This is a genomic window from Nocardia sp. NPDC050793, assembly GCF_040654065.1.
Classification (GTDB): domain Bacteria; phylum Actinomycetota; class Actinomycetes; order Mycobacteriales; family Mycobacteriaceae; genus Nocardia.
Map to the genome: position 1 here is coordinate 21947 of NZ_JBFAHG010000020.1, position 23966 is coordinate 45912.

The following is a 23966-nucleotide window of genomic DNA, read 5'->3' on the forward strand; positions in this document are numbered from 1 at the left end:
CCGGTCGACCACGCTGGAAGCCGAACGACGCACGCCCGGCTGCGGGAGGTAAGCCGGGTACGGCACTCGACGTGCCCAGCACCGCTTCGAGGGAAACGCTGGTAGGCAGACCAATTGGCCCAGCTCAACCTGGGTCGATGTCGCTCAACTGGCCGGCCGAGCACCCGCCGACCACATCGGAACCCGGCCGCCGGTCCACCTGCCGCCGCAGCAACCCCAAATCTGCCGCCCGGCTCCATGCCCAACCCCCGGGCGACCATAAGAACTCGACTGCCGATCGCCCCCGCACTCAACCCCTTGGCAGCCCCCATTGCCGGACCACCCACGGCCCCTCACGCGACAGCTTCGCGCAACTCCATCGGCAGACCGAACATCGGGAACAACCGCTCCGTGTCCAGGAAGAAGTTGAGCCCCGCGATGGTGTCGCCATCGAGCTCCAGCACCGTGATCGACCACGGCACGAACACGCCCGGCTCCTCCGTCGGCTTGTAGTGGCCGAAGGCGGGCAGGCCGTTCGCGCCTTCCAGCCGGACCATCCGCGATCCCGCGCAAGCGCTGCCGGTGCCCAGCATGAACTCGGCCACGTTCTCCGGGCCGGAGATCCACAGCTCGAGGGGCGGCATGGACAGTGCCACATCGGCTTTCAGCAGGGTGGTGAGCGTGTCCATGTCGTAGGCCTCGAAGGCGGCGACGAAGTCGTCGACCAGTTTGCGCTGGTTCTCGTCGGATTCGTCGTAGCCGGCGGTGCTGGTGGGCTGCACCTTGGACATGGTGGCCCTGGCGCGCTGCAGGGCGCTGTTCACCGACGCGGGTGACATGGTCAGCGCCTCGGCCGTTTCGTTCGCCGAGAAGCGCAGCACCTCGCGCATGATCAGGATGGCGCGCTGGGTCGCGGGCAGATGCTGACATGCCGCGACGAAGGCAAGGCGCAAAGTGTCCTTGGTGGCCGCGTGTTCGGCCGGATCCGCGCCGAAGGCAAGGGCATTCGGGATCGGCTCGATCCAGACGTAGTCGGGCTGCGGTGCGGGCAGCGGCGAATCCGGCCTTCCTGGGCCGGACAGATCCATCGGCCTGGCCCGCCGCTGCGGACCGTCGAGCATGTCCAGGCAGACGTTGGTGGCGATGCGGTAGAGCCAGGAGCGCACGCTGGCCCGGCCCTCGAAGGAGTCGTAGGACTTCCACGCCCTGGTGAAAGTCTCCTGCACCGCGTCCTCGGCCTCGAAGGAGGAACCGAGCATACGGTACGCGTAGGCGCACAGCTCCCGCCGGTGGCTCTCGAACGACGCGAGGACGTCGGGGGAGAGGGCGGTGGACGGGCTGGACGAGTCGCTCATGGGTGCCACCATGCCACAGCCCACTGACACAAAACAGGGCCGAAAGCCAGGTCGCGGGCGACCGAAATCGGCGAAATTCGAGTGATGACGATCACAAGCCACTGCTGCGATGAGTTCCCGCCGCCGGGTCCGTCTCTATGTGTGAACACGCCGATGCGCCTCGAGAGGACGAGAACATGAGCAGCAAGATGATCTTCATCAACCTTCCGGTCACCGACCTGGACCGGTCGAAGGCCTTCTACGAGGCACTGGGCTGGAAGGTGAACCAGGACTTCACCGACGAGAACGCCTCCTGCATCATCATCGATGACAACATCTGCCTGATGCTGCTGACCCGGGAATACTTCACGACCTTCAGCAAGCGCCCGATCGCTGACACCGCCTCGGCCACCGCGGCCGCCTACGCCCTCTCGCTGTCCAGCGCGCAGGAGGTCGACCAGCTGACCGACGCCGCCGTCGCCGCGGGCGCCACCGAGGAGGTCAACGAGGAGAAGCGCGCTCAGGAGGCCCAGGTCGGCATGCACGGCCGCACCTTCATCGACCCCGACGGCCACCAGTGGGAGCCGTTCTGGATGGACTACCCCGGCGCCAACTGACGCCCGAGCGCAACGCGGCCCCCGTGCGCGAACGCGCCGGGGGCCGAGCCGTATTCGGTCACCGACCGGTGAAAGTGGGCTTGCGCTTCTCCGCGAACGCCTTCGGTCCCTCCTTGGCGTCGGCCGACTTGAAGACCTCGGCGCCGAGCTGCGCGTCGATTTTGAAGGCCTCTTCCTCGTGCATGGCCTCCGTGTCGCGGATGGTGCGCAGAATCGCCTGCACCGCGAGCGGTCCGTTGGCTGCGATCAGGTCGGCCAGCTCGAGCGCCTTGTCCAGCGCGGTGCCGTCCGGGACGACGTGCCCGATCAGGCCGATCTCCTTGGCCTCCGGCGCGGTGATGTGCCTGCCGGTGAGCAGGATGTCGGCGGCGACGGTGTAGGGGATCTGGCGCACCAGGCGCACCGCGGAACCGCCGAGCGGGAACAGGCCCCAACGCGCCTCGGACACACCGAACTTCGCGCTCTCGCCGGCCACGCGAATGTCGGTGCCTTGCAGAATCTCGGTGCCGCCCGCGATGGCAGGGCCCTCGACCGCCGCGATCAGCGGCTTGGTGAGCCTGCGGCCCTTGAGCAGCGCCTCGATCTTGGACAGGTCCCAGCCGCCGCCCTTGAACGAATCACCCGGATGCTGGGTGGTCATCGCCTTGAGGTCCGCGCCGGCGCAGAAAGCCCCGCCCGCGCCGGTCAGGATCGCCACCCGGATGTCCGGATCGCTGTCCACCTGGTCCCAGGCGTCGCGCATGATCGCCATCATCTCGGCCGACAGCGCGTTGCGGGCCTCCGGCCGGTTCATGGTGACGATGAGAACGTGATCGCGCTTCTCGACGAGGCAGTGCGGCATTGCTGATTCTCCTGACTTTCGAACCTTGTCAAGAACAGTAACACGTTCTATTTTTAGCGTGTGAGCCACAACATAGCCGACCTCGTCGAACATGCCATCGACCTCATGCCCGATCGCGTCGCGCTGGCCGACGACGGCCGTGAGGTGACCTACGCGCAGCTGGAGGAACGAGCCAACAAATTGGCTCACTACCTGCTGGAACAAGGCGTACAGCCGGGCGACAAGGTGGGCATCTACTCGCGCAACACCATCGAGGCCGCCGAGGCCATGGTTGCGGTGTTCAAAGCGCGCGCCGTGATGATCAACGTGAACTACCGATACGTCGAGAACGAGTTGCAATACATCTTCGACAATTCGGACATGGTCGCGCTGATTCACGAGCGCCGCTACAGCGACAAGGTGGCCGCGGTCCGGGCCGCGTCCCCGCAGCTGCGCACCGTCATCGTCGTGGACGACGATACGACCGGAACGATCCCCACCGCAGCGGATTCGGTGGAATACGAGGCGGCCCTCGCGCAGTCCTCCGGCGCGCGCGACTTCGGCGAACGTTCCCCCGACGACCTGTACATGCTCTACACCGGTGGCACCACCGGCATGCCCAAGGGCGTGATGTGGCGGCAGGAGGACGTGTGGCGCGTGCTCGGCGGCGGCATCCACTTCCTCACCGGCGAATACGTCGCCGACGAATGGGATCTGGCCAAGCTCGGCGCGGCCAACCCGCCGATGACCCGGTTCCCGATCCCGCCGATGATCCACGGCGGCTCGCAGTGGGCCACCTTCCAAAGCCTGTTCGGCGGCGGCAAGACCGTGATGATCCCCGAGTTCAGCGGGCACGGCGTGTGGCAGCACATCGACCGCCACGGCATCAACCTCATCTTCATCACCGGCGACGCCATGGCCCGGCCGATGCTGGACGCGCTGATCGAGGGCAACCCGGAAACCGGTGCGCCCTATGATCTCTCGACGCTGTTCGCGATCGCCAGCAGCGCGGCGCTGTTCTCGCCCGCCATCAAGGAGAAGCTGCTCGATCTGCTGCCGAACCGGATGATCACCGACTCGATCGGGTCCTCCGAGACCGGATTCGGCGGGTTGAGCATGGTCACGAAGGGTGCGGAGCACACCGGCGGGCCGCGGGTCAAGATCGACGCTTCCACCGAGGTGCTCGACGAGCAGGGCAATCCGGTGGCGCCGGGATCGGGCCAGATCGGCATCCTCGCGCGCAAGGGGCACATTCCGCTCGGCTACTACAAGGACGAGGCCAAGACGGCCGCGACCTTCAAGGAGTTCAACGGAACTCGGTACTCGATTCCCGGCGACTACGCGCGGGTCGAGGAGGACGGCACCGTTACGATGCTCGGCCGTGGTTCGGTCAGCATCAACAGCGGCGGCGAGAAGATCTTCCCCGAGGAGGTCGAGGGCGCGCTGAAGTCGCATCCGGAGATCTTCGACGCGCTGGTGGTCGGCGTCGACGACGAGCGATGGGGTCAGCGTGTCGTCGCGGTGGTGCAGTGTCGCGGTGAGAACCGCCCCACCTTGGCGGACCTGCGCCCGGTGCTGACCAAGGAGATCGCGCCGTACAAGCTGCCGCGCAGTCTGTGGTTCGTCGAGGAGATCAAGCGTTCGCCCGCGGGCAAGCCGGACTACCGCTGGGCGAAGGGGCAGACCGAGGCGCGTCCGGCGGACGAGCACGCCGAGGCGAACGCTAAGTAGACCCGCAGTACGTGAAGGGCCGCCGCAATCATTGCGGCGGCCCTTCGTCGTGCGTCCGAATGCCGAGGCTTGGCTGTGTCTTTCGGTCAGCGGGTGGTGAGCTCGGCCAAGCGGAAGGCGAGACGGGTGCGGATCGCGGGGATTCGGCTCAGCGTCGAGAGTGCGATGTTGCGCGCGAGCCTGGCGATTCGGGGGCGCAGGGTGGCCATCTTCGTCATGCGGTCGGTGAACGCCACCACCTCCATGGCGACGGGCCTGCGGGTGGCTTCGTACTCGTCCAGAAGCGTCTGCGGCTCGCCTGCCAGCACCCGCGCGAGCAACGGGCCGAGGGCGGCCGCGTCCTGGATTCCGGTGTTCATGCCCTGCCCGCCCGCTGGGCTGTGCACGTGCGCGGCGTCGCCCGCCAGCAGGACGCGACCCGCGCGGTAGCGGTCGGCCACCCGGTGGTGTACGCGGAATCGCGAGCTCCAGAGCACTTCCCGCACCCGCACATCGCCGCCGGGGCCGCGGGCGTCGAGGATCGCCTGAATGTCCTCGGCGGTGGGGTGTTCGGGCGCTTCGGCCATGGTGGCGACAACCCGGTAGCGATCGGGTTCCGCGTCGTCGGGCAGGGGCGCGACCACGGTGACGCCCTCCGGCGAAAGGTGCAGCGCCACTTCGTTCCTGGCGATCGGCCAGGCCATGCGCACGTCGGCGAGGACGAACGAGGCCGGGTAGGTATCGCCGGTGAAGCCGATGCCCGCCTGCTCGCGCACGGTGCTGTGCATGCCGTCGGCGGCGATCACGTAGCCGGCGCGGATGGTGCCAGGTGCGCCCGCTCCATCGGTGTACTCGACGGTGACGCCGTCATTTTCGTTCACCACCAGGGTGACCGTGTACGGCCGGTGAACCTGCCCGCCCGCCTTGTGCAGGCGCTCGAGGAGGACTGACTCGGTGATGTCCTGCGGGGTCATCAGGGTGTACGGGTACGGGGTCGGAAGATTGTCGAAGTCGATGGTCGCGAGGGTGCGCGAGCTGTCGTGCACGGTGAAACGCGGAACCTGAATGCCGCGCAGGATCAGTTCGTCGGCGATGCCGAGTTCGGCGAGTACCTCGAGGGTGCGGGCGTGCACGACGGCGGCGCGGGAAGTGTTGGCGCCCTCGGCGAGCCGGTCGAGCACGACCACATCGACGCCCGCGTCCGCGAGGGTGATCGCGGCGGTGAGTCCGGCGGGTCCGGCGCCGACTACGAGTACCGAGGTGGTGGAGGGAAGCTGCGGGGCGTTCATGGTGGCTCCTAGGTCAACATCTGTAGGCCAACGCTTGTTGGCATAACCATAAGTCTGTCCGCCGATGAAAGTCAACAGTTGTTGGCCTACAATTGTTGGCATGACAAAGACGTCTGATCACACACCCGCGCGCCGCTCCGACGCGACCCGCGCCGCGATTCTCGACGCGGCGCGGGCCCGGTTCGCCGCCGAAGGCTTCCGCAAAGCCACCATCCGCGCCATCGCCGCCGATGCCGCCATCGATCCGTCCATGGTGATGCGCTATTTCGGCAGCAAGGACGGCCTGTTCGCGGCAGCCGTCGACATCGATCTGGAGCTGCCCGACCTGGCTGCCGCCGAGCCGGACACGTTGGGCGAGTTGCTGATCCGCCGCTTCCTCGCGATCTGGGAGGACGAGCAGAACACAGTCCTGCTGATCCTGCTGCGCTCGTCCATCACCGACGACGCCGCCTCCGACCGCTTCCGCGAGGTCTTCGCCGAACAGGTGCTGCCGGCGGTACTTCGCTTCGGCGACCCGGCCGACGCACCCCGCCGCAGCGGTCTCGTCGTCACCCAACTACTCGGCCTGGCCTTGTGTCGCTACGTCCTTCGCCTACCCCCGGTCGTCGCCATGACCCCCGCCCACCTCATCGCCGACATCGCCCCCACCCTCCAGCGCTACCTGACATCCACCCCATCCGAGCTGTAGGTCAAGAGCAGCCTCGGCGAACAGGAGAGGTCGTGGTACCGCGTGGTACCGTCGAAAGTATGGCGGGTCTCAATGTTCGGTTTTCGGACGACGAACTGAATGCCCTGCGTGAGCGCGCAGAGGCAGAGGGGACGAGCATGCAGCAGTTCGTGCGCAATGCGGTCGCCAGGGCGATCAATGAGCACTCGCGGTTGTTCAACGAGGCTGCTGATCATGTTCTACGAGTGAGCGAGGAACTGAACCGAAGGCTTGCCTGATGGAGTATCTGACGCTGCCCGAGTTGCTGAGGCTCGCTGAGCGTCTGGGCACTCCGGAGGTACGTGACTTCGGTTTGCTCGACTCTGCGCTGGCAAGGCCGCAGTCCAGCGTGTTCGGTCAGGACGCCTATCCGGATGTGTGGCAGAAAGCAGCCGCGTTGATGGAGTCGATCGCACGCAATCACGGCTTGATCGACGGCAACAAGCGGCTGGCCTGGTATGCCACCTGGGTCTTTCTGCACATGAACGGCCATCCGTTGGATGGTCGATTCGATGTGGACGCCGCCGAACGATTCGTGCTGGATGTCTGCCAGGGATTGCTCGACGTCCCCGCGATCGCCGAGATGCTGACAAAGTTCGCGCGCTGAGCGAGGGCGGCCCTTTTCCGCAGGTGCCCCGGAACGAAATCGGCCCGTCGGTTGTGCCGACGGGCCGATGGGAGGGGTGGTGGTTCGGTCAGGCGGGGTTGGCCAGGAGGGCGCCGAGGGCGCGGAGGTGGTCGGTGCCTGCGCCGAGGGCGAACTCGTTGTGTTTGGCGGCGGTGAAGTAGTTGTGCACGATGTGGTCGCGGTCGATGCCGACGCCGCCGTGCACGTGCACGACGGTGTGGGCGACGCGGTGGCCCGCGTCGGCGGCCCAGAACTTGGCGGTGTGCACCGCCTCGGCGGCGGGCAGGTCCTCGGCCAGCCGCCAGGCGGCCTGGGTGACCGCGAGGCGCAGGCCCTGCACGTCGATGTAGGCGTCGGCCAGGCGCTGCGCGACGGCCTGGAAGCTGCCGACGGCCTTGCCGAACTGCTCGCGCTCGCGTGCGTAGTCGGCCACCAGGTCGAGCGCCTTCTCGACGGTGCCGAGCTGCTGGGCGCTGAGCCCGAGCCAGGCGCGGGTGAGGATCCAGTCCAGCAGTTCCGCGCCGTCCGCCACCGTGCCGACCAATTCGGCCGGGGTGTCGGTGAATTCGACGCCGAATTCGGCGCTGAGGTCAACCACCTGCTGCGCCGTGACCCGCACCGAGGCGTCGGCGGGGTCGACGAGGAAGACCGCGGGCACCCCGGAGACCGTGGCGGGCACCAGGATTCGCGCGGCGCGGTCGGCGTAGGGCACCGTGGTCTTGGCGCCGGTCAGCCGCCACGCGCCGTCGACCTCGCGGGCGACGGTGGTCGGCTTGGCCGGCTCGTAGTTGTGCTCCTCGGCCAGCGCCGCGGTGAGGATCGCGCCGCCCTCGCCCGCCTGCGTCGCCAGTTCGCGCTGGTCCTCGGAGCCGAACCGCGCCAGCGCGCCCGCGCCGACCACGATCGACCACAGGTACGGCACCGCGGCGACCGACTTGCCGAGTTCGCGCAGCACCGCCGTCTGCTCGAGCGCGCCGAGGCCGCTGCCGCCGACGTTCTCCGGCAGCGCCGCGGCGAGAATGCCGGTCTCGGCCAACGACTTCCACAGCGGCTCGTCGAACCGGCCCGCCACGTCGAGTGCGCGCAACCGGTCGGCGGTGACGAGCTTGCCGCACACCTCGCCGGTCAGGCGGGCCAGATCGAGCTGGGCTTCGGTGGGGGTGAAATCCATGGTGGTGTCTCTGCTTTCTGCTCAGCGCGCCGCGGCAGGCTGGCGGAGGGCGGTCATGGCGATGATGTCGCGCTGCACCTCGTTGGTGCCGCCGCCGAAGGTCAGGATCAGCGCGGCACGGTGGAACCGCTCCAGGCGGCCGCGCAGTTCGGCGCCGGGGGAGTCCTGGCGCAGGTAGGCCTGCGGGCCGAGGACCTCCATCAGCAGCCGGTACGCCTCGGTGGCCAGCTCGGTGCCGTAGACCTTGCAGGTCGATGCGTCCCACGGGCGCGGCGCCGCGTCGCCGCCCGCGTCGGCGCGGCTGGCGATCTCCCAGTTCAGCAGCTTCAGGTATTCGACCTTCGCGTGCACCTTGGCCAGGTTCAGCTGCACCCATTCCTTGTCGATGACGCGCGACCCGTCCCCGGCCTTGGTGGTGCGCGCCCACTCGACGGTCTGGTTCAGCGCGACCGTCAGCGGGCCCGCCGAGGTGAGCGCGACGCGTTCGTGGTTGAGCTGGTTGGTGATCAGCGCCCAGCCGCCGTTCTCCTGACCGACCAGCGAGCTCACCGGCACGCGCACGTCCTGGTAGTAGGTGGCGCTGGTGTCCGGCCCGGCCATCGTGTGCACCGGCGTCCAGGAGAAGCCCTCGGCGGTGGTCGGCACGATGAGCATGCTGATGCCTTTGTGCTTCTTGGCGTTCGGGTCGGTGCGCACCGCGAGCCAGACGTAGTCGGCGTAGGCGATCAGGCTGGTCCACATCTTCTGGCCGTTGATCACGTACTCGTCGCCGTCGCGCACCGCGGAGGTGCGCAGGCTGGCCAGGTCGGTGCCCGCGCCGGGCTCGGAGTAGCCGATGGAGAAGTGCAGCTCGCCCGCGGCGATCTTGGGCAGGAAGAACTTCTTCTGTTCCTCGCTGCCGTAGTGCATGATGGTCGGCGCCACCGAGTTGATGGTCAGGAACGGCACGGGCGCGCCCGCGATGGCGGCTTCGTCGGTGAAGATCAGCTGATCCATGGTCGGCCGGTCCTGGCCGCCGTACTCCTTGGGCCAGGCCAGCGTCAGCCAGCCGTCGCGGCCCATCTCTTGGACGACCTCGCGGTAGACATTGCCGTGCCCGTACTCACCGGTCGTCGCGCTCAGCGCGGCCCGGCGCTCCGGTGTGATCAGCCGCGCGAAGTAGTCGCGCAACTCGGCGCGGAGCTCTTCTTGCTGCGGCGTGTACGCAATGCGCATGGCAAAACCTCATGTCGTTCGATTCGCTTGTCCCGATGATTGCATACCGACTGAAACATGTTCCAGTATTGCTCAGGAATCCGGCCGATGGCGGCGCGCGTGTCTGCGTGGGCTTGTAGGCTTTGGGATGAGTCTCAGTTAAGGAGTTTCCATGAAGGTCAGTGTCGATCGGGATCTGTGCGAGGCGAACGGAATCTGTGTCGGAATCGCCCCCGACGTGTTCGAACTCGATGACGAGGACCAACTGCACATCCTCACCGGCGAGGTGCCCGAGGACCGCCTCGGCGACGTCGAGGATGCCGTGGCGCAGTGCCCGAAAGCCGCGCTGAAGCTTCTCTGAAAGTTTCTTGCCAGTAGGTTGGAACACGTTCTAAAGTCGGGCCGGTGAACGAAACTGATCTGAGCTTGGCGGGCCGTGTGGCGATCGTGACCGGCGCGGGCGCTGGACTCGGCAAGGCCGAGGCGCTCGCCTTGGCGGGCGCGGGCGCCTCCGTGGTGGTCAACGACCTCGTGGAATCCGACGCGGTCGCCGAGACGCTGGCCGAGATCCGGGCGCTGGGCGCCAAGGCGGAGTTCGTCGCGGGCAGCATCGCGGAGCGCGCCACGGCCGACGCGCTGATTCGCACCGCGAACGAGGCGTTCGGCAGCGTGGACATCGTGGTCAACAACGCGGGCATCACCCGCGACCGGATGCTGTTCAACATGTCCGACGAGGACTTCGACGCGGTGCTCGCGGTCCATCTGCGCGGGCATTTCCTCTTGTCCCGCAATGCCGCCGCCTACTGGCGCGCGAAGTCGAAGGAGGCGGGCGCGGCGGTCTACGGCCGCCTGATCAACACCTCCTCCGAGGCGGGCCTGCTCGGTCCGGAGGGGCAGGCCAACTACGGCGCGGCCAAGGCGGGCATCACCGCCCTCACCCTCTCGGCCGCGCGCGCGTTGTCGCGCTACGGCGTGCGGGCCAATGCGATCGCGCCTCGCGCGCGCACTGCGATGACCGAGGCGGTGTTCAGCGCGGCTCCCGAGACCGGAGTCGATCCGCTTTCGCCCGAGCATGTGGCGCGCCTGGTCGCCTATCTGGCCTCGCCCGCCGCTGATTCGGTCAACGGGCAGTTGTTCGTGGTCTACGGACCGATGGTGGCGCTGATGGCCGCGCCCGTCGTCGAGCGGCGCTTCGATGCCGAGGGGCCGGCATGGGACTCCGCCGATCTCGCGGCCACGCTCTCGGGCTACTTCGCCGAGCGCCCCGCCGGGCAGACCTTCTCGGCTTCCTCGGTGACCGAACTCGGCTGATCGCCGATCACTCGCCGCGGTCGTCGGCGAACAACTGATCAACTGTCCAGCTGTTGATCATGAGTCTGGCACTTGGTAGACATGGGTACCGGTGTGTGACGCCTCACAAGGTGTCACCCCTCTTCTATGACACGCGTTTCATATTCCAGGGCCCTCAACTAGAAAACGTGCAGTTCAAATGTGACAAAACCTGCACGGCGACCATGTGAACATGTTCTAATCAATCCGGCGACGCGGCCATGCTGCCGAGTCGCGCCATGAGCATTTGTGCAGTTGAGCAAGGAGGATCGCGAATGAACGAGGTCCTTGCTGTCCCGTTGCGGGCCGTCGGAGGGTTCTTCGAACTCGCCGCGGAGGTGGCCCGCGCGAGTGTCCGCAGGCCCTTTCAAGCGCGTGAGTTCATCGATCAGTCCTGGTTCATCGCGCGCGTGTCCATCGTGCCGACGCTGCTGGTCGCGATCCCGTTCACCGTTCTGGTGAGCTTCACGCTGAACATCCTGTTGCGCGAGATCGGCGCGGCCGACCTCAGCGGCGCGGGTGCGGCCTTCGGCTCGGTCACCCAGGTCGGACCGATCGTCACCGTGCTCATCGTCGCGGGCGCAGGCGCCACCGCGATCTGCGCGGATCTCGGCGCGCGCACCATCAGGGAAGAGATCGACGCGATGCGCGTCCTCGGCATCGACCCGGTCCAGCGGCTGGTGGTGCCAAGGGTGCTGGCCTCGATGTTCGTCGCGCTCATGCTCAACAGCCTGGTGTGCACGATCGGCATCGTCGGCGGCTTCTTGTTCTCGGTCTATCTCCAGGACGTGAACCCCGGCGCCTTCGTCAACGGCATCACGCTGCTCACCCACCTGCCCGAGCTGGTCATCTCCGAAGTGAAGGCCGGATTGTTCGGGCTGATTGCCGGGCTGGTGGCCTGTTACCTCGGCCTGAACGTCAAAGGCGGTCCCAAGAGTGTCGGTGATGCGGTGAATCAGACCGTCGTCTTCGCCTTCATGGCCCTGTTCGTGGTGAACGTGGTGGCCACCGCCGTCGGCATCAAGTTCACGGTGCGGTGATCCGATGGCTTTCGTGATCCAGTCCCGGTTTCCCCGCACGGTGCGGCGGGTGCGCCGGATGTCGGATTCGCTGGACACGGTGGGCAAGCACGCCGTGTTCTACGCGCAGGCGCTGGCCTCGCTGCCGCGTGCCCTCATCCACTACCGGACCGAGACCATCCGGCTGATCGCCGAGATCAGCATGGGCACCGGCGCGCTCGCCGTCATCGGCGGCACGGTGGTGATCGTCGGCTTCCTGACGCTGTTCGCGGGCGGCACCATCGCGGTGCAGGGCTACAGCTCGCTGGGCAATATCGGTGTCGAGGCGCTGACCGGCTTCTTCGCCGCGTTCATCAACGTGCGCATCGCCGCGCCGGTGATCTCGGGCATCGGCCTCGCGGCCACCATCGGCGCGGGTTCCACCGCGCAGCTCGGCGCCATGCGGGTCTCGGAGGAGATCGACGCGCTCGAGACCATGGCGATCCGCCCGGTGCCCTACTTGGTCGGCACCCGGGTGCTGGCGGGGATGATCGCGATCGTGCCGCTCTACGCACTGGCCGTGATCGCCTCGTTCATGGCCGCACGGTTCGCCACGGTGGTAATCTACGGGCAATCAGCCGGCGTCTACGACCACTATTTCTCGACCTTCCTGATTCCGAGCGACATTCTGTGGTCGTTCGCGCAAGCGATCTTTATGGCGCTGGCGGTCATGATGATTCACACTTACTACGGCTATCACGCTGCGGGTGGCCCGGTGGGTGTCGGCGTCGCGGTCGGCAACGCGGTGCGTGCCTCCCTGGTCGCGGTGGTCACGGTGACCCTGCTGATCTCCCTGGCCATCTACGGCACCTCCGGCAACTTCCACCTCTCCGGATAAGCGGTATGGGAACAATGAAGCTCAAATTGGCCGGTGCCGCGATGGTGCTCGCGCTGGCCGCGATCGTCGCGATCGCGATGATCATGTTCGTTGGCGGGTTCACCCCGACCGAGACCATTACCGTCACCGCGCCGCGCAGTGGCCTGGTGCTCGACACCGATGCCAAGGTGAAGGCCCGTGGCGTGGAGATCGGCCGGGTCGCTTCGGTCGACCACAGCGCTGATTTCGCGCAGCTGCGCCTGGAAATAGACCCCGATCAGTTGAAACTGGTGCCGGAGAACGTGGCCGTGGACATTCGGTCCACCACCGTGTTCGGCGCCAAATACGTGAATTTCATTGTGCCGGAACAGCCTTCGAAATCCTCGCTGAAGCCGGGGTCGACCATCGCCGCGAGCAAGGTGACCGTCGAGTTCAACACATTGTTCCAGCATCTGTCGGATCTGCTGGCGAAAGTGGAGCCGGACAAGCTGAACGCGACCCTGTCGGCCCTGGGAACGGCGCTGCAGGGGCGGGGACAGAAACTGGGTGAATTGCTGTCCACCAGCGACGCGTATCTGAGGGACACCGTCAACCCGTATCTGCCTACGCTGCAGACGGATTTGAACAAGACCGCCGAGGTCACCAGCATTTACGGTGACACCGTCGGGGACCTGCTGCGCACGGTGGACAACGCCACCACCACCAGCATGACGATCGCCGCGGAATCCGGCAATGTGGACGAGCTGCTGACCAATGTGATCGGGCTCGCCGACACCACCGGATCGGTGCTGCGGGACAACGAACAGCGGTTGATCACGGCGCTGGATTTGATGACGCCGACCGTGCAGCTGCTCTACGACTACAACCCGGCCACCGAATGCCTGATCAACGGCATCGGCAAGCTGATGCCGCTGGCCGAAGAGATCTTCGGCGGCATGTACGACGGCGTCGGCATGAACACCAACTTCCAGCTGGGCTCCAAGCCTTACACCTATCCGGACGATCTGCCCAAGGTGAACGCGACCGGCGGTCCACGCTGTGAGGGTGTGACGAACCGAGTGCCGGACAGCCATGCCGACTACGTGGTCACCGATACCAGTCAAGGCACTCCGTTCACACCGAACGCGACGCCGCCACGGTTCCACGACGCCCAGCCCAAGATCTTTCAACTGCTGTTCTCTGGTCTGCCGGGGGTGCCCACGCCGTGAAAAACACCGCGACAACGGTCAAACTGACCATCTTCACGCTGGTGATGACGCTGGTCTTCGCCGGATTGGTGGTCGTCTTCAGCCAGATGCGTTTCGCACGGGAATACGGATACAAGGCGGTCTTCACCAGTTCCTCGGGCATGCTGCCCGGTTCGAAGGTCCGCATCGCCGGTGTGCCGGTCGGTTCGGTCACCTCGGTGAAGGTCGGCAAGGACAATCTCGCGCACGTCGAATTCGATGTCGATCGCCGCTACCGGCTGCTCACCAGCACCCGCGCGATGATCAAATACGAGAACCTGGTCGGCGACCGCTATATGGAACTGCTGGAGGGGCCCGGTAGCGCGGACACGCTGCGCGAGGGCGGCACCATCGGCACGGACAAGACGTCGCCCGCATTGGATCTGGACATGCTGCTCGGCGGCTTCAAGCCGTTGCTGCGCGGCCTCGACCCGGGCCAGGTGAACGATCTGACCGCGGCGTTGCTACAGATCTTTCAGGGTCAGGGCGGCACCCTGGTCTCGCTGCTCAACAGCGGCGGTTCGTTCGGCAAGACGCTGGCCGAGCGGGACGAGCTGATCGGCCACGTGATCGACAACTTGAACACGGTGCTGCAGACCATCGATCAGCGCGGCGACCAGTTCCGCACCACGATCGACGAATTGCAGCGCCTGGTAACCGGTTTGGCAGAGAACAAGGATCCGATCGGCGACGCGTTGCCGCGCATCGCGGGCGCCACCGGCGACCTCACCGACCTGCTCGCGCAGGCCCGGCCGGATCTGGCGGGGACCATCGGCAACCTCGGTCGGCTGTCCACCAATCTCGACAACGGCAGCGACACCATGCAGTGGGTGCTCGAGCGGTTGCCCGACACCTACAAGCAGCTGATCCGGATCGGCTCCTACGGATCATTCCTGCAGATGTACATCTGCGGGACCTGGCTGCTCGTCGACGGGCCGGACGGAAAGCCGATCGAGATGACGCTGCCAGGTGGGCAGTCGACCGGGAGGTGCTCCTCCGATGGCTGATACCAACAGGTCGCCGGCCATCACGATCGGTGTCGTCGGCATCGTGATGGCGGTGTGTATCTCGCTGAGCGCGTTGCAGTTCACGCAGCTGCCGTTCATCCGGGGCGGCGCGAACTTCACCGCGCACTTCGCCGACGCGGGCGGACTGCTGCCGGGTGATCCGGTGCAGGTCGCCGGTGTCCGGTCGGGTCAGGTGGACAAGGTCGAGCTGGATGGCGACAAGGTGCTTGTCGAGTTCAGCCTGGACGAGTCGATCGAGTTGGGCGACAAGACCTCCGCCGCCATCAAGACCAACACCGTGCTCGGCCGCAAGTCGCTGGAGCTGCTGCCACAGGGCCAGGGCGCACTGCGCGCCACGGACACGATTCCTTTGGATCGCACCACTTCCCCGTATTCGCTCAACGACGCACTGAGCGAGCTGGGCGCCACGGTGCAGGGCCTGGACATGCAGCAGGTCGACGAGACCTTGGACGCGCTCTCGGAGACCTTCGCCGACACCCCAGCGCCGCTGCGCGCGGCGCTGGACGGGGTGACCGCGTTGTCGCGCAGCATCAATGCTCGCGACGAGGCGCTCTCGCAACTGCTGACCCGGGCCCAGAGCGTCACCGAGACCCTGGCCGATCGCAGCAACCAGATCAACGCCCTGCTGCTCGACGGCAACAACCTGCTCGGTGAACTGGATCGGCGCCGTGCGGCCATCGCGCAGCTGATCGTGAACGTCAACGGTGTCGCACAGCAGCTGACCGGGCTGGTCAACGACAACGAACCGCAGATGAAAAACACCCTGGACCGGTTGAACTCGGTGCTGAGACTGCTCGAGCGCAACAAACAGAACATCAACGACGCGCTCGACAATCTCGGACCATACGCCGCCGCGTTGGGCGAGCAGGTCGGCGGCGGCCCGTGGTTCAACGCCTACGTGGTAAACGCGAGCTCCGCGGCGCTGCAGACGCTTTCGGACGCGCTGGTATGGCCACAGCACCTGCCGGAGGATCTGCGCAACATGTTCCTCAACCCGAATCCCCTCACCACCATCCGCCCGTCGGAAGAGGATCCGCCGCGATGACGTTGCAGAACAAGGTCGGCAAGTTGCCGCGCTGGGTGCTGGTGGTAGCCGGTGTGGTGGTCGCCGCGCTGGTGGTGGTCGGGGTGTACAACGGCGTCACCCGGATCGGTAAAACCACGATCACCGCGTATTTCCCGTCCACGAACGGACTTTACGCGGGTGACGACGTCCGAGTGCTCGGGGTCAAGGTCGGCAGAATCGATTCGATCGAGCCGGGCCGGGATCGGGTGAAGGTCGAGCTCACCCTGGATCGGGGGATCGATATCCCCGCCGACGCGAAGGCCGTGATCATTTCGCCGTCGCTGGTGACCGCCCGCTTCATTCAGCTGGCGCCGGCCTACACCGGCGGCGCGAAGCTCGGCGATGGCGCGGAGATCCCGATCGAGCGCACCGCGGTGCCGGTCGAATGGGATGACATCAAGGCCGAATTATCCAAGCTGGCAACCACATTGGGACCGGTCGGCGACGACGAGCAGGGGTCCTTCGGTCGCTTCGTCAATACCGCTGCGGACAATCTCGACGGCAACGGCCAGAAGTTCCGCGATGCGCTGCGCGAACTGTCCGCGACACTGACCACGCTCTCGGACGGCCGCACCGATCTGTTCGGCACGATTCGCAATCTGCAAAAGCTCGTCGAGGTGCTCTCGGCGAGCAACGAGCAGATCGTGCAGTTCGGCGGGCGCTTGGCCTCGGTCTCGCAGGTGCTGGCCGACACCTCCACCGACCTCGGTGCCGGGCTGGACAATCTGGATATCGCGCTGGCCGATGTGAAGCGCTTCATCGAGGGGAGCGGCACCGAACTCACCGAGGGTGTGGAGCGGCTGGCCGGCGTCACCCAGATCCTGATGGACAAGCGTCCCGAGGTCGAGCGGGTGCTGCACTCCGGGCCGACGGCGCTGGTGAACTTCTACCAGATCTACAGCCCCGCGCAAGGCACCCTCGGCGGTATGGCCGCACTGAACAACCCGGCCGACCCGCTCAGCTTCCTCTGCGGATCGATCGAAGCCTTGGAGACCAACGACTCCGAGCGCAGCGCCCAGCTGTGCGCGGAAATGGTAGCGCCGCTCATCTCTTCCCTGGCCATGAACTACGTGCCGATCATGACGAACCCGGCGAGCGGCGTGCATGCCTTCCCCGACCAGCTGGTGTACACCACGCCGCAGGTGGAAGCCCAGGTTTCGACGCAGGTCACCGTGCCCGAAGGCGTGGCCGGACTAGCTATTCCAGGAGGCGCACGGTGATCACCAAATCAGCCCACCGTCTCGTCGCGCTCGCGCTCGGCGTCGCGGTGACGCTGTCGGTCTCCGGCTGCGAATGGGACGGGCTGAACTCGATGCCGCTGCCCGGCGCCGATATCGCGGCCGGGGCTTACGAAGTGAAGATCCAAATGCCGAATGTCACGACACTGACCAGGAATTCGCCGGTGCGAGTGTCGGACGTGGTCGTCGGAGCGGTCACCGATATCGACGTCGAGGGCTGGCACGCGCTGGTCACCGTCGCGATCGATCCCGGAGTGCGGCTGCCCGCCAATGCGATCGCCAAGGTCGGGCAGACCAGTCTGCTCGGGAGTAATCATGTCGAGCTGTCCGCGCCGACGGATGTCGCACCGGTCGGTGAGCTGAAGGCCGGCGATGTCATTCCGCTGGAGCGCGCGGGAGCTTACCCGACCACAGAGCAGGTGCTGTCGTCGTTGTCGGTGGTACTCAACGGCGGCGGTATCGCGCAGCTGGAAACCATTACCCGGGAACTGAATACGGCGCTGAGCGGGCGCGAGAACGATATCCGCGACCTGCTGCCGCAGCTGAACGCGCTGACCACCGGGCTGAACCAGCAGACCGCGGACATCATCGAAGCCATGGAGGGCTTGGACTACCTGGGCGGGCAACTGGCCGACCAAACCGACGTCATCGACAGGGCCCTCGATCAGATCCACCCGGCGCTGACCGTACTGGCCGACCGCACCAAGAACATCACCGCGGCGGTCAGCGCACTCGGCGACCTCAGCGACGTCACCGACCGGATCATCCAGGCCAGCGGCGAGGACCTGAAGACCAACCTGGCCAACCTGTCCCCGATCCTGGACACGCTCGCCGGTACCGGAACCAACCTCATCGAAGCGCTGAAGATCCTGCCCACCTTCCCATTCCCGATGAAGAACATCGGGAATGCGATCAAGGGTGACTACATGAACCTCTGGATCACGGTGGACATGACCGGAAAGCGGTTGGACAGCAACTGGCTCACCGGTACCCCGCTGGGTGGCCGGTTCGGGGGCGTCGAAGGCGTTATCGGTAGCTTCGCGCCGAATACCGCGGCCGAGGGGAGCAATCCGGCCACCGCGCCGCTGGCGCCGACCGTGACGCCGGCAATTCCCGGCCTGCCCCCGATTCCTGGACTACCGGCCATCCCCGGTCTCACGGTGCCGCTGGAGAATACTTCCCCGGAAGGAGGGCCGCGGTGACGCTGACACGCTTCGTCCGGATCCAGCTGACCATCTTCGCCGTGCTCACGGTGATCGGCCTCGTGGTTATGGGCGGGGTGTACGTACACGTGCCCGCCATGTTCGGCATCGGCCGCTACGAGGTGACGGTTCGGCTGGCCGCCACCGGTGGGCTCTACGAGACCGCGAACGTTGCCTATCGCGGCACGAATATCGGCAAGGTGCAGGAGGTCCGGCTCACCCCGGATGGTGTCGAGGCGAAACTGTCCATCGACAGCGATCAGAAGGTCCCCGCCGATGTCGACGCCTGGGTGCGCAGTGTGTCCGCCATCGGCGAGCAGTACGTCGACCTGATTCCGGCCGAGGATCCCAAGGGTGGCAACCTGTCCGACGGCGCCGTGATCCCACAGGAACGCACCAAGCTGCCCCAGGATGTCGGCGCCCTGCTGGACCAGGCCGACAAGCTGCTGTCCACGATCACCGACACCCAGCTGCGGCAGGTGCTCGACGAGGCCTTCCTCGCGTTCAACGGCGCGGGCCCGGATCTGCAACGCTTCATCGATTCGGCGGCGCTGCTGATCCAGGAGGCGAACGACAACGCGGAACCGACCAAGAAACTGCTCGATCAGATCGGGCCCCTGCTGGACACCCAGATCGAATCCGACGCCGCCATCCGGTCCTGGACCCAGAACCTCGCGACAGTGACCGATCAACTGCGCCAACATGATCCGTCGCTGCGCAATCTGCTGCGCAACGGTCCGTCGGCCCTGCCGACGGTGAGTGCGCAGTTCGAATCGCTGCGGCCGACGCTGCCGCTGCTGCTCAACAATCTGGTCGGTCTCGGGCAGGTGGGCGTCACTTACCACGCTGGGCTGGAGCAGATTCTGGTGGTATTCCCGCCTCTGATCGCGGCGCTGCAGACCATTATCCGCGGACCGTCCAAGTATGGCGCGATGGTGGATTTCCAACTGGTGGTGAATGATCCGCCCGCGTGCACGACGGGCTTCCTGCCCGCGAACGAGCGCCGCTCGCCCGCCGATACCTCGCCTATGGATACTCCTGACGGGCTGTACTGCAAGGTGCCGCAGGATTCGGATATCGCTGTGCGCGGTATCCGCAACACCCCGTGTATGGAATACCCGGGCAGGCGTGCGCCGACTCCGGAGCTCTGCCGCACGGGCTACGTGCCGGAGGGTGACAATCCGGCTTGGGGTCCTGTCACCCCGTACCAAGCGCCGGCTACGGATCCGCAAACCCCGGACGTGACTCAGGTCGCACCCGCGTCCTATGGTGGACAGACACCCGCGGCGGCTCGGAACTACGACCCGAACACCGGGGTATACATCGGTACCGACGGCCGAACCTACCGTAATGGCGATGTCGGGCCCGGCGGATCGGGCACGATTCCGGCGAGCTGGCAGGCAATGTTCGAGGAGCAACAACGATGACCCAGAACAACGGCGACACTCGCCGCACGCGTCGGCGTGCGGGCCGTCCAGCGGGGCCCCCGGTCGATGAGACCGGGACCGGCGAAGTCACGGTCAAGAGTCCCGCCGTTGTCTCGGTCGCCAAGACCCAGTCGGCGACCCCGGAGCCCGCTACCTCTCAGCCCGCTACCGCCGAGCCCGCTCCCGCGGAGCCGGATGCCGAGGTGACCGCGGCGGCTCGAGTCGCCAAGGACACAGTTGTTGCCGAGAAGGTGGCGCTCACCAAGGAATCCCCGGTGGAGCCGAAGGCAGACGCTGCCGATGTGCCCGAAGCCGCAGATGTCCCGTCGGGTTCGAAGCCGAAACTCGGTGCCAGGCGCATCGTCGCACTGGCCGCGAGCGTGGTGCTGGTACTGGCCCTGATGGTCGGCGCAGGAGTCATGGTCTTCTTGGTGCACAACAACAACGTGCGCGAGGACCGCAGGGCCGAGTACCTGCAGGCTGCCCGGCAGGCCGTGCTCAACCTGACCACCATCCGCGCCGACTCCGCCAAAGAGGACATCGATCGGATCCTGGCCACCGCCTCGGGTAAGTTCAAGAACGAATTCGACGGCCGCGTAGACCCTTTCATGGAAGTCGTGAAGCAGGCCAAGGTGGTCTCCACCGGCGAAGTCGTCGAGTCCGCGCTGGTGCGCGACGACGAGGACTCGGCGACCGTGCTGATCGCCGCCAAGCAGACCCTGACCAACGCGGGCTCCGCGGAGCCGCAGACCCGTTTCTACCGGTTCCGGATCACCGTGACCCGCACCGATTCCGGCCTGTCCGCGTCGAATGTGGAGTTCGTGGCATGAAAATCTCGAAGCTCAGCCCGCTCGCCCTGACCGTCGGCGCCCTGGCCGGCGTGCTGGCTGCCGTCTCGCTGGTTGTCACGGCCTACTTCGGCTACCGCTACTGGGACCAGGAACGCGACGAAAAGGCTCGCACCGAAGTTGTCGATGTGGCCAGCCGCTCGGTCGCCGCCATGTTCACCTACGACTACAACACCGTCGACAAGGAACTCCCGAAAGCCGCCGAGGCCCTATCCCCGGAGTTTCGCGCGGACTACCTCAAACTCATCAACCAGGCTATCGCTCCCGGCGCTAAGGAAAAGCAACTCACCGTCAACGCCACCACTCAGGCCGGCGGCGTCGTCGAGGCCAGCTCCGACCGCGCCGTAGTCCTGTTGTTCCTGAATCAGGTGACCACCAGCAAGGAAAACGCCCAGGGCACCACCACTGGCAGCCGAGTGCGGGTCACGCTCGAGCGCGAGGATTCTCGTTGGCTCATCGATGCGGTCACACCGGTCTGAGAGGTCGGCCGAATCGGCCCGCAAGAAGCCGCCCGCTGTCACTGCGGCAGTTCCGTGAGTTCGAATACCCGCAGAGTGCGATCCGTCCGGTCCGTGTAGTGGTCGAATCTTCTGGCCGGGAAATTCGATTCGGAATATTCCTCCGTATTCCGCATAACCCCGGTGGAACAGTTCGGCTGGCGGATGCGTTGCCCGCGTAGTGCATTCAAATGTGGCCCGAGATCGCCCTGCGCCACACGGGGATCACGGTATGGCGTTGGATCGTCGACGGCCCATCCCCGGATTTCGCATAGAGGTGACGGTGTCAGCCGATATGGCGGGGGTCATGGGTTTTCGCGGGGGAGACGGACGGTGAACGCTGTGCCGACACCGACGGTGCTCGTGACTTCGACGGTGCCGCGGTGGGCAGTGACCAAGGCCTGCACGATGGACAGGCCCAGACCTGTGCCGCCGCTGGCGCGGGTGCGCGAGGTATCGGTGCGGTAGAAGCGTTCGAAGACGCGGGCAGCCTGATCGGAGGGCAGGCCAGGGCCGGTGTCGGCGACCTCGAGCAGGACCTCGTCCGATTCAGGGGTGAGGTGGACGGTGACCGCGGCGTCCTGCGGGGTGTGGGTCAGCGCGTTCTCGATGAGGTTCGCGAGCACCTGACGGAGCCGCATTTCGTCGCCGGTGATTTCCAACGTGCCCTCACCCGAGCGGATTTCGAGTTCGATCGGGCGGCGCGGGCCGGTCGGATTCGCCGCCGCTGCGCGGGCGCGGGCATTGTGGACGGCGTCGCTGGCGACGGCGAGCAGGTCGACCGGGCCGAGTTCGAGGGGGCGCTGGGCGTCCAGGCGGGCCAGCATGAGCAGATCCTCGACGAGCAGGCCCATGCGCTGGGCCTCGTGTTCGATGCGGTCCATGAAGTGGGCAGGGTCGTCGGTGGCGCCCTGGCGGTAGAGCTCGGCGAAGCCGCGGATCGTGGTGAGAGGCGTGCGGAGTTCGTGGCTGGCGTCGGCGACGAAACGGCGCATGGTGGACTCGGATTCGCGGGCCGAGGCCTCGGAAGCCTCGGTCGCGGCGAACGCGGATTGGATCTGCGCCAGCATGCCGTTCAGCGATCGGGACAGCCGGTCCACCTCGGTATCGGTGCCGCGCACCGGAACCCGGCGGTGCAGATCACCCTTGGCGATGGCCGCCGCGATGTTCTCCACCCGGCGCAGCGGGCGCAGGCTGGTCCGGATCACGAAATACGCGGCCAGCGCCAGCGCGGCGAGCACGGCGAGACCGATCACCAGCTGGAGCATCACCAGCCGCTGGACAGTCTGCTGATTGTGGGTCAGCGGCAATGCGACCGTGGTGATCGTGTCCTGGTGGTGCATCGTCAGCACGCGCCACTGGACGTCGGAATCACCGACCGAACCCACCGTCATCGGTCCGGGAGACGGCGGATTCGGCAGCTCGGGCGTGGCATCGACATTGAACGGCTGCAACACGAAAGAGCCCGTGCCGTTCTTGTTCTCGGTGACGATGTAGAACGGGCTCGGCGCGGTGCGCTGATCCAGCGGCGGATTCGGCGGCGGCAGCGGCGGGCGCGTCGTCCTGGCACGGGTCATCGCGGCATCGTGCAGCTGCTGATCGGTGCGGCTCAGCAGGGACGCCTCCAGCGACGAGGTGACCGCTATGCCGGAAGCCAGCAGGCCGAGCCCGGCCAACGCCACCAGAGCCAGCACCAGCGTCACCCGCAGCGGGACCGCGCCGAGCCGCTGGGTGAGCGCTTCCCTGACTCGGCGGGCCCGTCCTGCCTCGCGGGCGGAGCGACGCTGCGCCGAGGGGCGAATTCGCTTGGGGGCAGGCGCTGTCCGATCCGCGTCGGCGCGCACCGAATCCAGGCTCACGGGCCCGTCGGGCGGCCGCGCTGGGACGTCCGCATCACGTAGCCGACGCCGCGCAAGGTGTGGATCAGTCGCTGCTCGCCGGTGTCCACCTTCTTGCGCAGATACGACACATAGGTCTCCACCACGCCGACCTCACCGCCGAAGTCGTAGCGCCACACGTGATCCAAGATGCGCGGCTTGCTCAGCACGGTGCCCGCGTTGACCATGAAATACCGCAGCAGGGTGAACTCGGTGGGGGAGAGGGTGACCGGCTCGCCCGCCTTCCAGACCTCGTGGGTGTCGTCGTCGAGTTCGATGTCCTCGAAGCGAATCCGCGAACTCTCCTTCGCCGATTCGCACGGCCCCGCGCGGCGCAGCACCACCCGCAGCCGGGCCACCACCTCCTCCAAGCTGAACGGCTTGGTGATGTAGTCGTCGGCCCCCAAGGTCAGGCCGGCCACCTTGTCCTGCACGTCGTCGCGCGCGGTCAGGAAGAGCACCGGCGCGTCGATGCCGTCGGCGCGCAGCCTCGGCAGCAAGCCGAAGCCATCGATGCCGGGCATCATCACGTCGACGATCAAGGCCTGCGGCCGGAAACTGCGAGCCCGATCCAGCGCCTGCGCGCCGTCGACCGCGGTCTCCACCTCGAAGCCCTGGTAGCGCAGGCTCACCGAGAGCAGCTCGAGGATCATCGGCTCGTCGTCCACCACCAGCACTCTGGCCTCGGGGGACTGCTCCGCGGGCACACCAGTCATGCATTCATGGTGCGCCGGCCAGCTGCGAAGATGCTGGACCTTTTCTGGGAACTTGCTGTGTTGATGGGTGCAGTGGTCCAGGGCTGTGTTTTTGGCGCGCTGGCGCGCGCGTGTTCGCGGCCCCCTATTGTCTCGCGTCCGAGCGTTCGAGTCTCGCGCCTGCGGCGCATGCGACTCGAACGCTCGGAC

The 23966-nt window shown here is 66.5% G+C and carries 24 protein-coding genes; 17 read left to right on the forward strand and 7 right to left on the reverse strand.

What is annotated here, in order from left to right; all coding sequences use genetic code 11:
* Positions 1 to 332: 332 nt before the first annotated feature.
* A complete protein-coding gene (locus AB0H50_RS34990) occupies positions 333 to 1334 on the reverse strand; it encodes a sigma-70 family RNA polymerase sigma factor (protein ID WP_357461420.1) in 1002 nt (333 codons plus the stop codon).
* A gap of 176 nt (positions 1335 to 1510) precedes the next feature.
* On the opposite strand from AB0H50_RS34990, the gene AB0H50_RS34995 reads away from it, so the two are divergent.
* Positions 1511 to 1930 (forward strand): VOC family protein, encoded by a 420-nt coding sequence (locus AB0H50_RS34995; RefSeq protein WP_357461423.1) that lies wholly within the window; start codon positions 1511 to 1513, stop codon positions 1928 to 1930.
* Positions 1931 to 1988: 58 nt separating this feature from the next.
* Here the strand turns inward: AB0H50_RS34995 and AB0H50_RS35000 are convergent, their stop codons facing one another.
* Positions 1989 to 2771 carry a crotonase/enoyl-CoA hydratase family protein gene (locus AB0H50_RS35000; protein WP_357461426.1) on the reverse strand — a complete coding sequence of 261 codons (783 nt, stop codon included), beginning with the start codon at positions 2769 to 2771 and terminating at the stop codon, positions 1989 to 1991.
* 60 nt (positions 2772 to 2831) lie between these two features.
* Here AB0H50_RS35000 and AB0H50_RS35005 point away from each other — a divergent pair, with 60 nt between their 5' ends.
* Positions 2832 to 4481 (forward strand): acyl-CoA synthetase, encoded by a 1650-nt coding sequence (locus AB0H50_RS35005; RefSeq protein ID WP_357461428.1) that lies wholly within the window; start codon positions 2832 to 2834, stop codon positions 4479 to 4481.
* A gap of 86 nt (positions 4482 to 4567) precedes the next feature.
* Here AB0H50_RS35005 and AB0H50_RS35010 read toward each other — a convergent pair whose 3' ends face one another.
* Positions 4568 to 5749 carry an FAD-dependent monooxygenase gene (locus tag AB0H50_RS35010; protein WP_357461431.1) on the reverse strand — a complete coding sequence of 394 codons (1182 nt, stop codon included), beginning with the start codon at positions 5747 to 5749 and terminating at the stop codon, positions 4568 to 4570.
* Between the two features lie 100 nt (positions 5750 to 5849).
* Here AB0H50_RS35010 and AB0H50_RS35015 point away from each other — a divergent pair, with 100 nt between their 5' ends.
* The 3 genes from AB0H50_RS35015 to AB0H50_RS35025 are packed head-to-tail and all read left to right on the forward strand — an operon-like array spanning position 5850 to position 7062.
* Positions 5850 to 6437, forward strand: coding sequence for a TetR family transcriptional regulator (locus AB0H50_RS35015; RefSeq protein ID WP_357461434.1), 588 nt, complete (start codon positions 5850 to 5852; stop codon positions 6435 to 6437).
* A 59-nt stretch (positions 6438 to 6496) separates the two neighbouring features.
* On the forward strand, positions 6497 to 6694 hold the full coding sequence (locus AB0H50_RS35020) for a DUF6290 family protein (RefSeq protein ID WP_357461437.1): 198 nt from the start codon (positions 6497 to 6499) through the stop codon (positions 6692 to 6694).
* Positions 6694 to 7062: a Fic family protein gene (locus AB0H50_RS35025; protein ID WP_357461440.1), complete on the forward strand. Its 369-nt coding sequence runs from the start codon at positions 6694 to 6696 to the stop codon at positions 7060 to 7062. Before AB0H50_RS35020 ends, AB0H50_RS35025 begins: the two co-directional genes overlap by 1 nt.
* A gap of 88 nt (positions 7063 to 7150) precedes the next feature.
* On the opposite strand, the gene AB0H50_RS35030 is transcribed toward AB0H50_RS35025, so the two are convergent.
* Positions 7151 to 8254, reverse strand: coding sequence for an acyl-CoA dehydrogenase family protein (locus AB0H50_RS35030; protein ID WP_357461443.1), 1104 nt, complete (start codon positions 8252 to 8254; stop codon positions 7151 to 7153).
* A gap of 21 nt (positions 8255 to 8275) precedes the next feature.
* Positions 8276 to 9469 (reverse strand): acyl-CoA dehydrogenase family protein, encoded by a 1194-nt coding sequence (locus tag AB0H50_RS35035; protein ID WP_357461446.1) that lies wholly within the window; start codon positions 9467 to 9469, stop codon positions 8276 to 8278.
* A 151-nt stretch (positions 9470 to 9620) separates the two neighbouring features.
* Between AB0H50_RS35035 and AB0H50_RS35040 the strand changes: the two genes are divergently transcribed.
* From AB0H50_RS35040 to AB0H50_RS35095, 12 genes are all read left to right on the forward strand, one after another.
* The gene (locus AB0H50_RS35040; RefSeq protein ID WP_357461449.1) at positions 9621 to 9809 is read left to right on the forward strand and encodes a ferredoxin; all 189 of its coding nucleotides are present in this window, start codon (positions 9621 to 9623) and stop codon (positions 9807 to 9809) included.
* Positions 9810 to 9853: 44 nt separating this feature from the next.
* Positions 9854 to 10759: a 3-oxoacyl-ACP reductase gene (locus AB0H50_RS35045; RefSeq protein ID WP_357461452.1), complete on the forward strand. Its 906-nt coding sequence runs from the start codon at positions 9854 to 9856 to the stop codon at positions 10757 to 10759.
* 293 nt (positions 10760 to 11052) lie between these two features.
* Positions 11053 to 11817, forward strand: a complete 765-nt coding sequence (locus tag AB0H50_RS35050) for an ABC transporter permease (RefSeq protein WP_357461454.1) — start codon at positions 11053 to 11055, stop codon at positions 11815 to 11817.
* Between the two features lie 4 nt (positions 11818 to 11821).
* Positions 11822 to 12673, forward strand: coding sequence for an ABC transporter permease (locus tag AB0H50_RS35055; protein WP_357461457.1), 852 nt, complete (start codon positions 11822 to 11824; stop codon positions 12671 to 12673).
* Positions 12674 to 12687: 14 nt separating this feature from the next.
* Positions 12688 to 13860, forward strand: a complete 1173-nt coding sequence (locus AB0H50_RS35060) for an MCE family protein (RefSeq protein WP_357461459.1) — start codon at positions 12688 to 12690, stop codon at positions 13858 to 13860.
* Complete coding sequence (locus AB0H50_RS35065; RefSeq protein WP_357461462.1) at positions 13857 to 14885, forward strand: MCE family protein; 1029 nt, start codon at positions 13857 to 13859, stop codon at positions 14883 to 14885. The genes AB0H50_RS35060 and AB0H50_RS35065 overlap by 4 nt, the downstream gene beginning before the upstream one ends.
* Positions 14878 to 15951, forward strand: a complete 1074-nt coding sequence (locus tag AB0H50_RS35070; protein ID WP_357461464.1) for an MCE family protein — start codon at positions 14878 to 14880, stop codon at positions 15949 to 15951. The genes AB0H50_RS35065 and AB0H50_RS35070 overlap by 8 nt, the downstream gene beginning before the upstream one ends.
* Positions 15948 to 17192, forward strand: coding sequence for an MCE family protein (locus AB0H50_RS35075; RefSeq protein WP_357461466.1), 1245 nt, complete (start codon positions 15948 to 15950; stop codon positions 17190 to 17192). Before AB0H50_RS35070 ends, AB0H50_RS35075 begins: the two co-directional genes overlap by 4 nt.
* Positions 17189 to 18412 (forward strand): MCE family protein, encoded by a 1224-nt coding sequence (locus AB0H50_RS35080; RefSeq protein WP_357461469.1) that lies wholly within the window; start codon positions 17189 to 17191, stop codon positions 18410 to 18412. The genes AB0H50_RS35075 and AB0H50_RS35080 overlap by 4 nt, the downstream gene beginning before the upstream one ends.
* The gene (locus AB0H50_RS35085; RefSeq protein WP_357461472.1) at positions 18409 to 19839 is read left to right on the forward strand and encodes an MlaD family protein; all 1431 of its coding nucleotides are present in this window, start codon (positions 18409 to 18411) and stop codon (positions 19837 to 19839) included. Before AB0H50_RS35080 ends, AB0H50_RS35085 begins: the two co-directional genes overlap by 4 nt.
* Positions 19836 to 20669 (forward strand): hypothetical protein, encoded by an 834-nt coding sequence (locus AB0H50_RS35090; protein ID WP_357461475.1) that lies wholly within the window; start codon positions 19836 to 19838, stop codon positions 20667 to 20669. The genes AB0H50_RS35085 and AB0H50_RS35090 overlap by 4 nt, the downstream gene beginning before the upstream one ends.
* Entirely contained in the window at positions 20666 to 21166 is a 501-nt protein-coding gene (locus AB0H50_RS35095; RefSeq protein WP_357461476.1) for a h domain protein, read from the forward strand. Before AB0H50_RS35090 ends, AB0H50_RS35095 begins: the two co-directional genes overlap by 4 nt.
* 323 nt (positions 21167 to 21489) lie before the next feature.
* Here the strand turns inward: AB0H50_RS35095 and AB0H50_RS35100 are convergent, their stop codons facing one another.
* Positions 21490 to 22887, reverse strand: a complete 1398-nt coding sequence (locus AB0H50_RS35100) for a HAMP domain-containing sensor histidine kinase (RefSeq protein ID WP_357461483.1) — start codon at positions 22885 to 22887, stop codon at positions 21490 to 21492.
* Between the two features lie 152 nt (positions 22888 to 23039).
* Entirely contained in the window at positions 23040 to 23777 is a 738-nt protein-coding gene (locus AB0H50_RS35105) for a response regulator transcription factor (RefSeq protein ID WP_357461478.1), read from the reverse strand.
* Between the last annotated feature and the right edge of the window lie 189 nt (positions 23778 to 23966).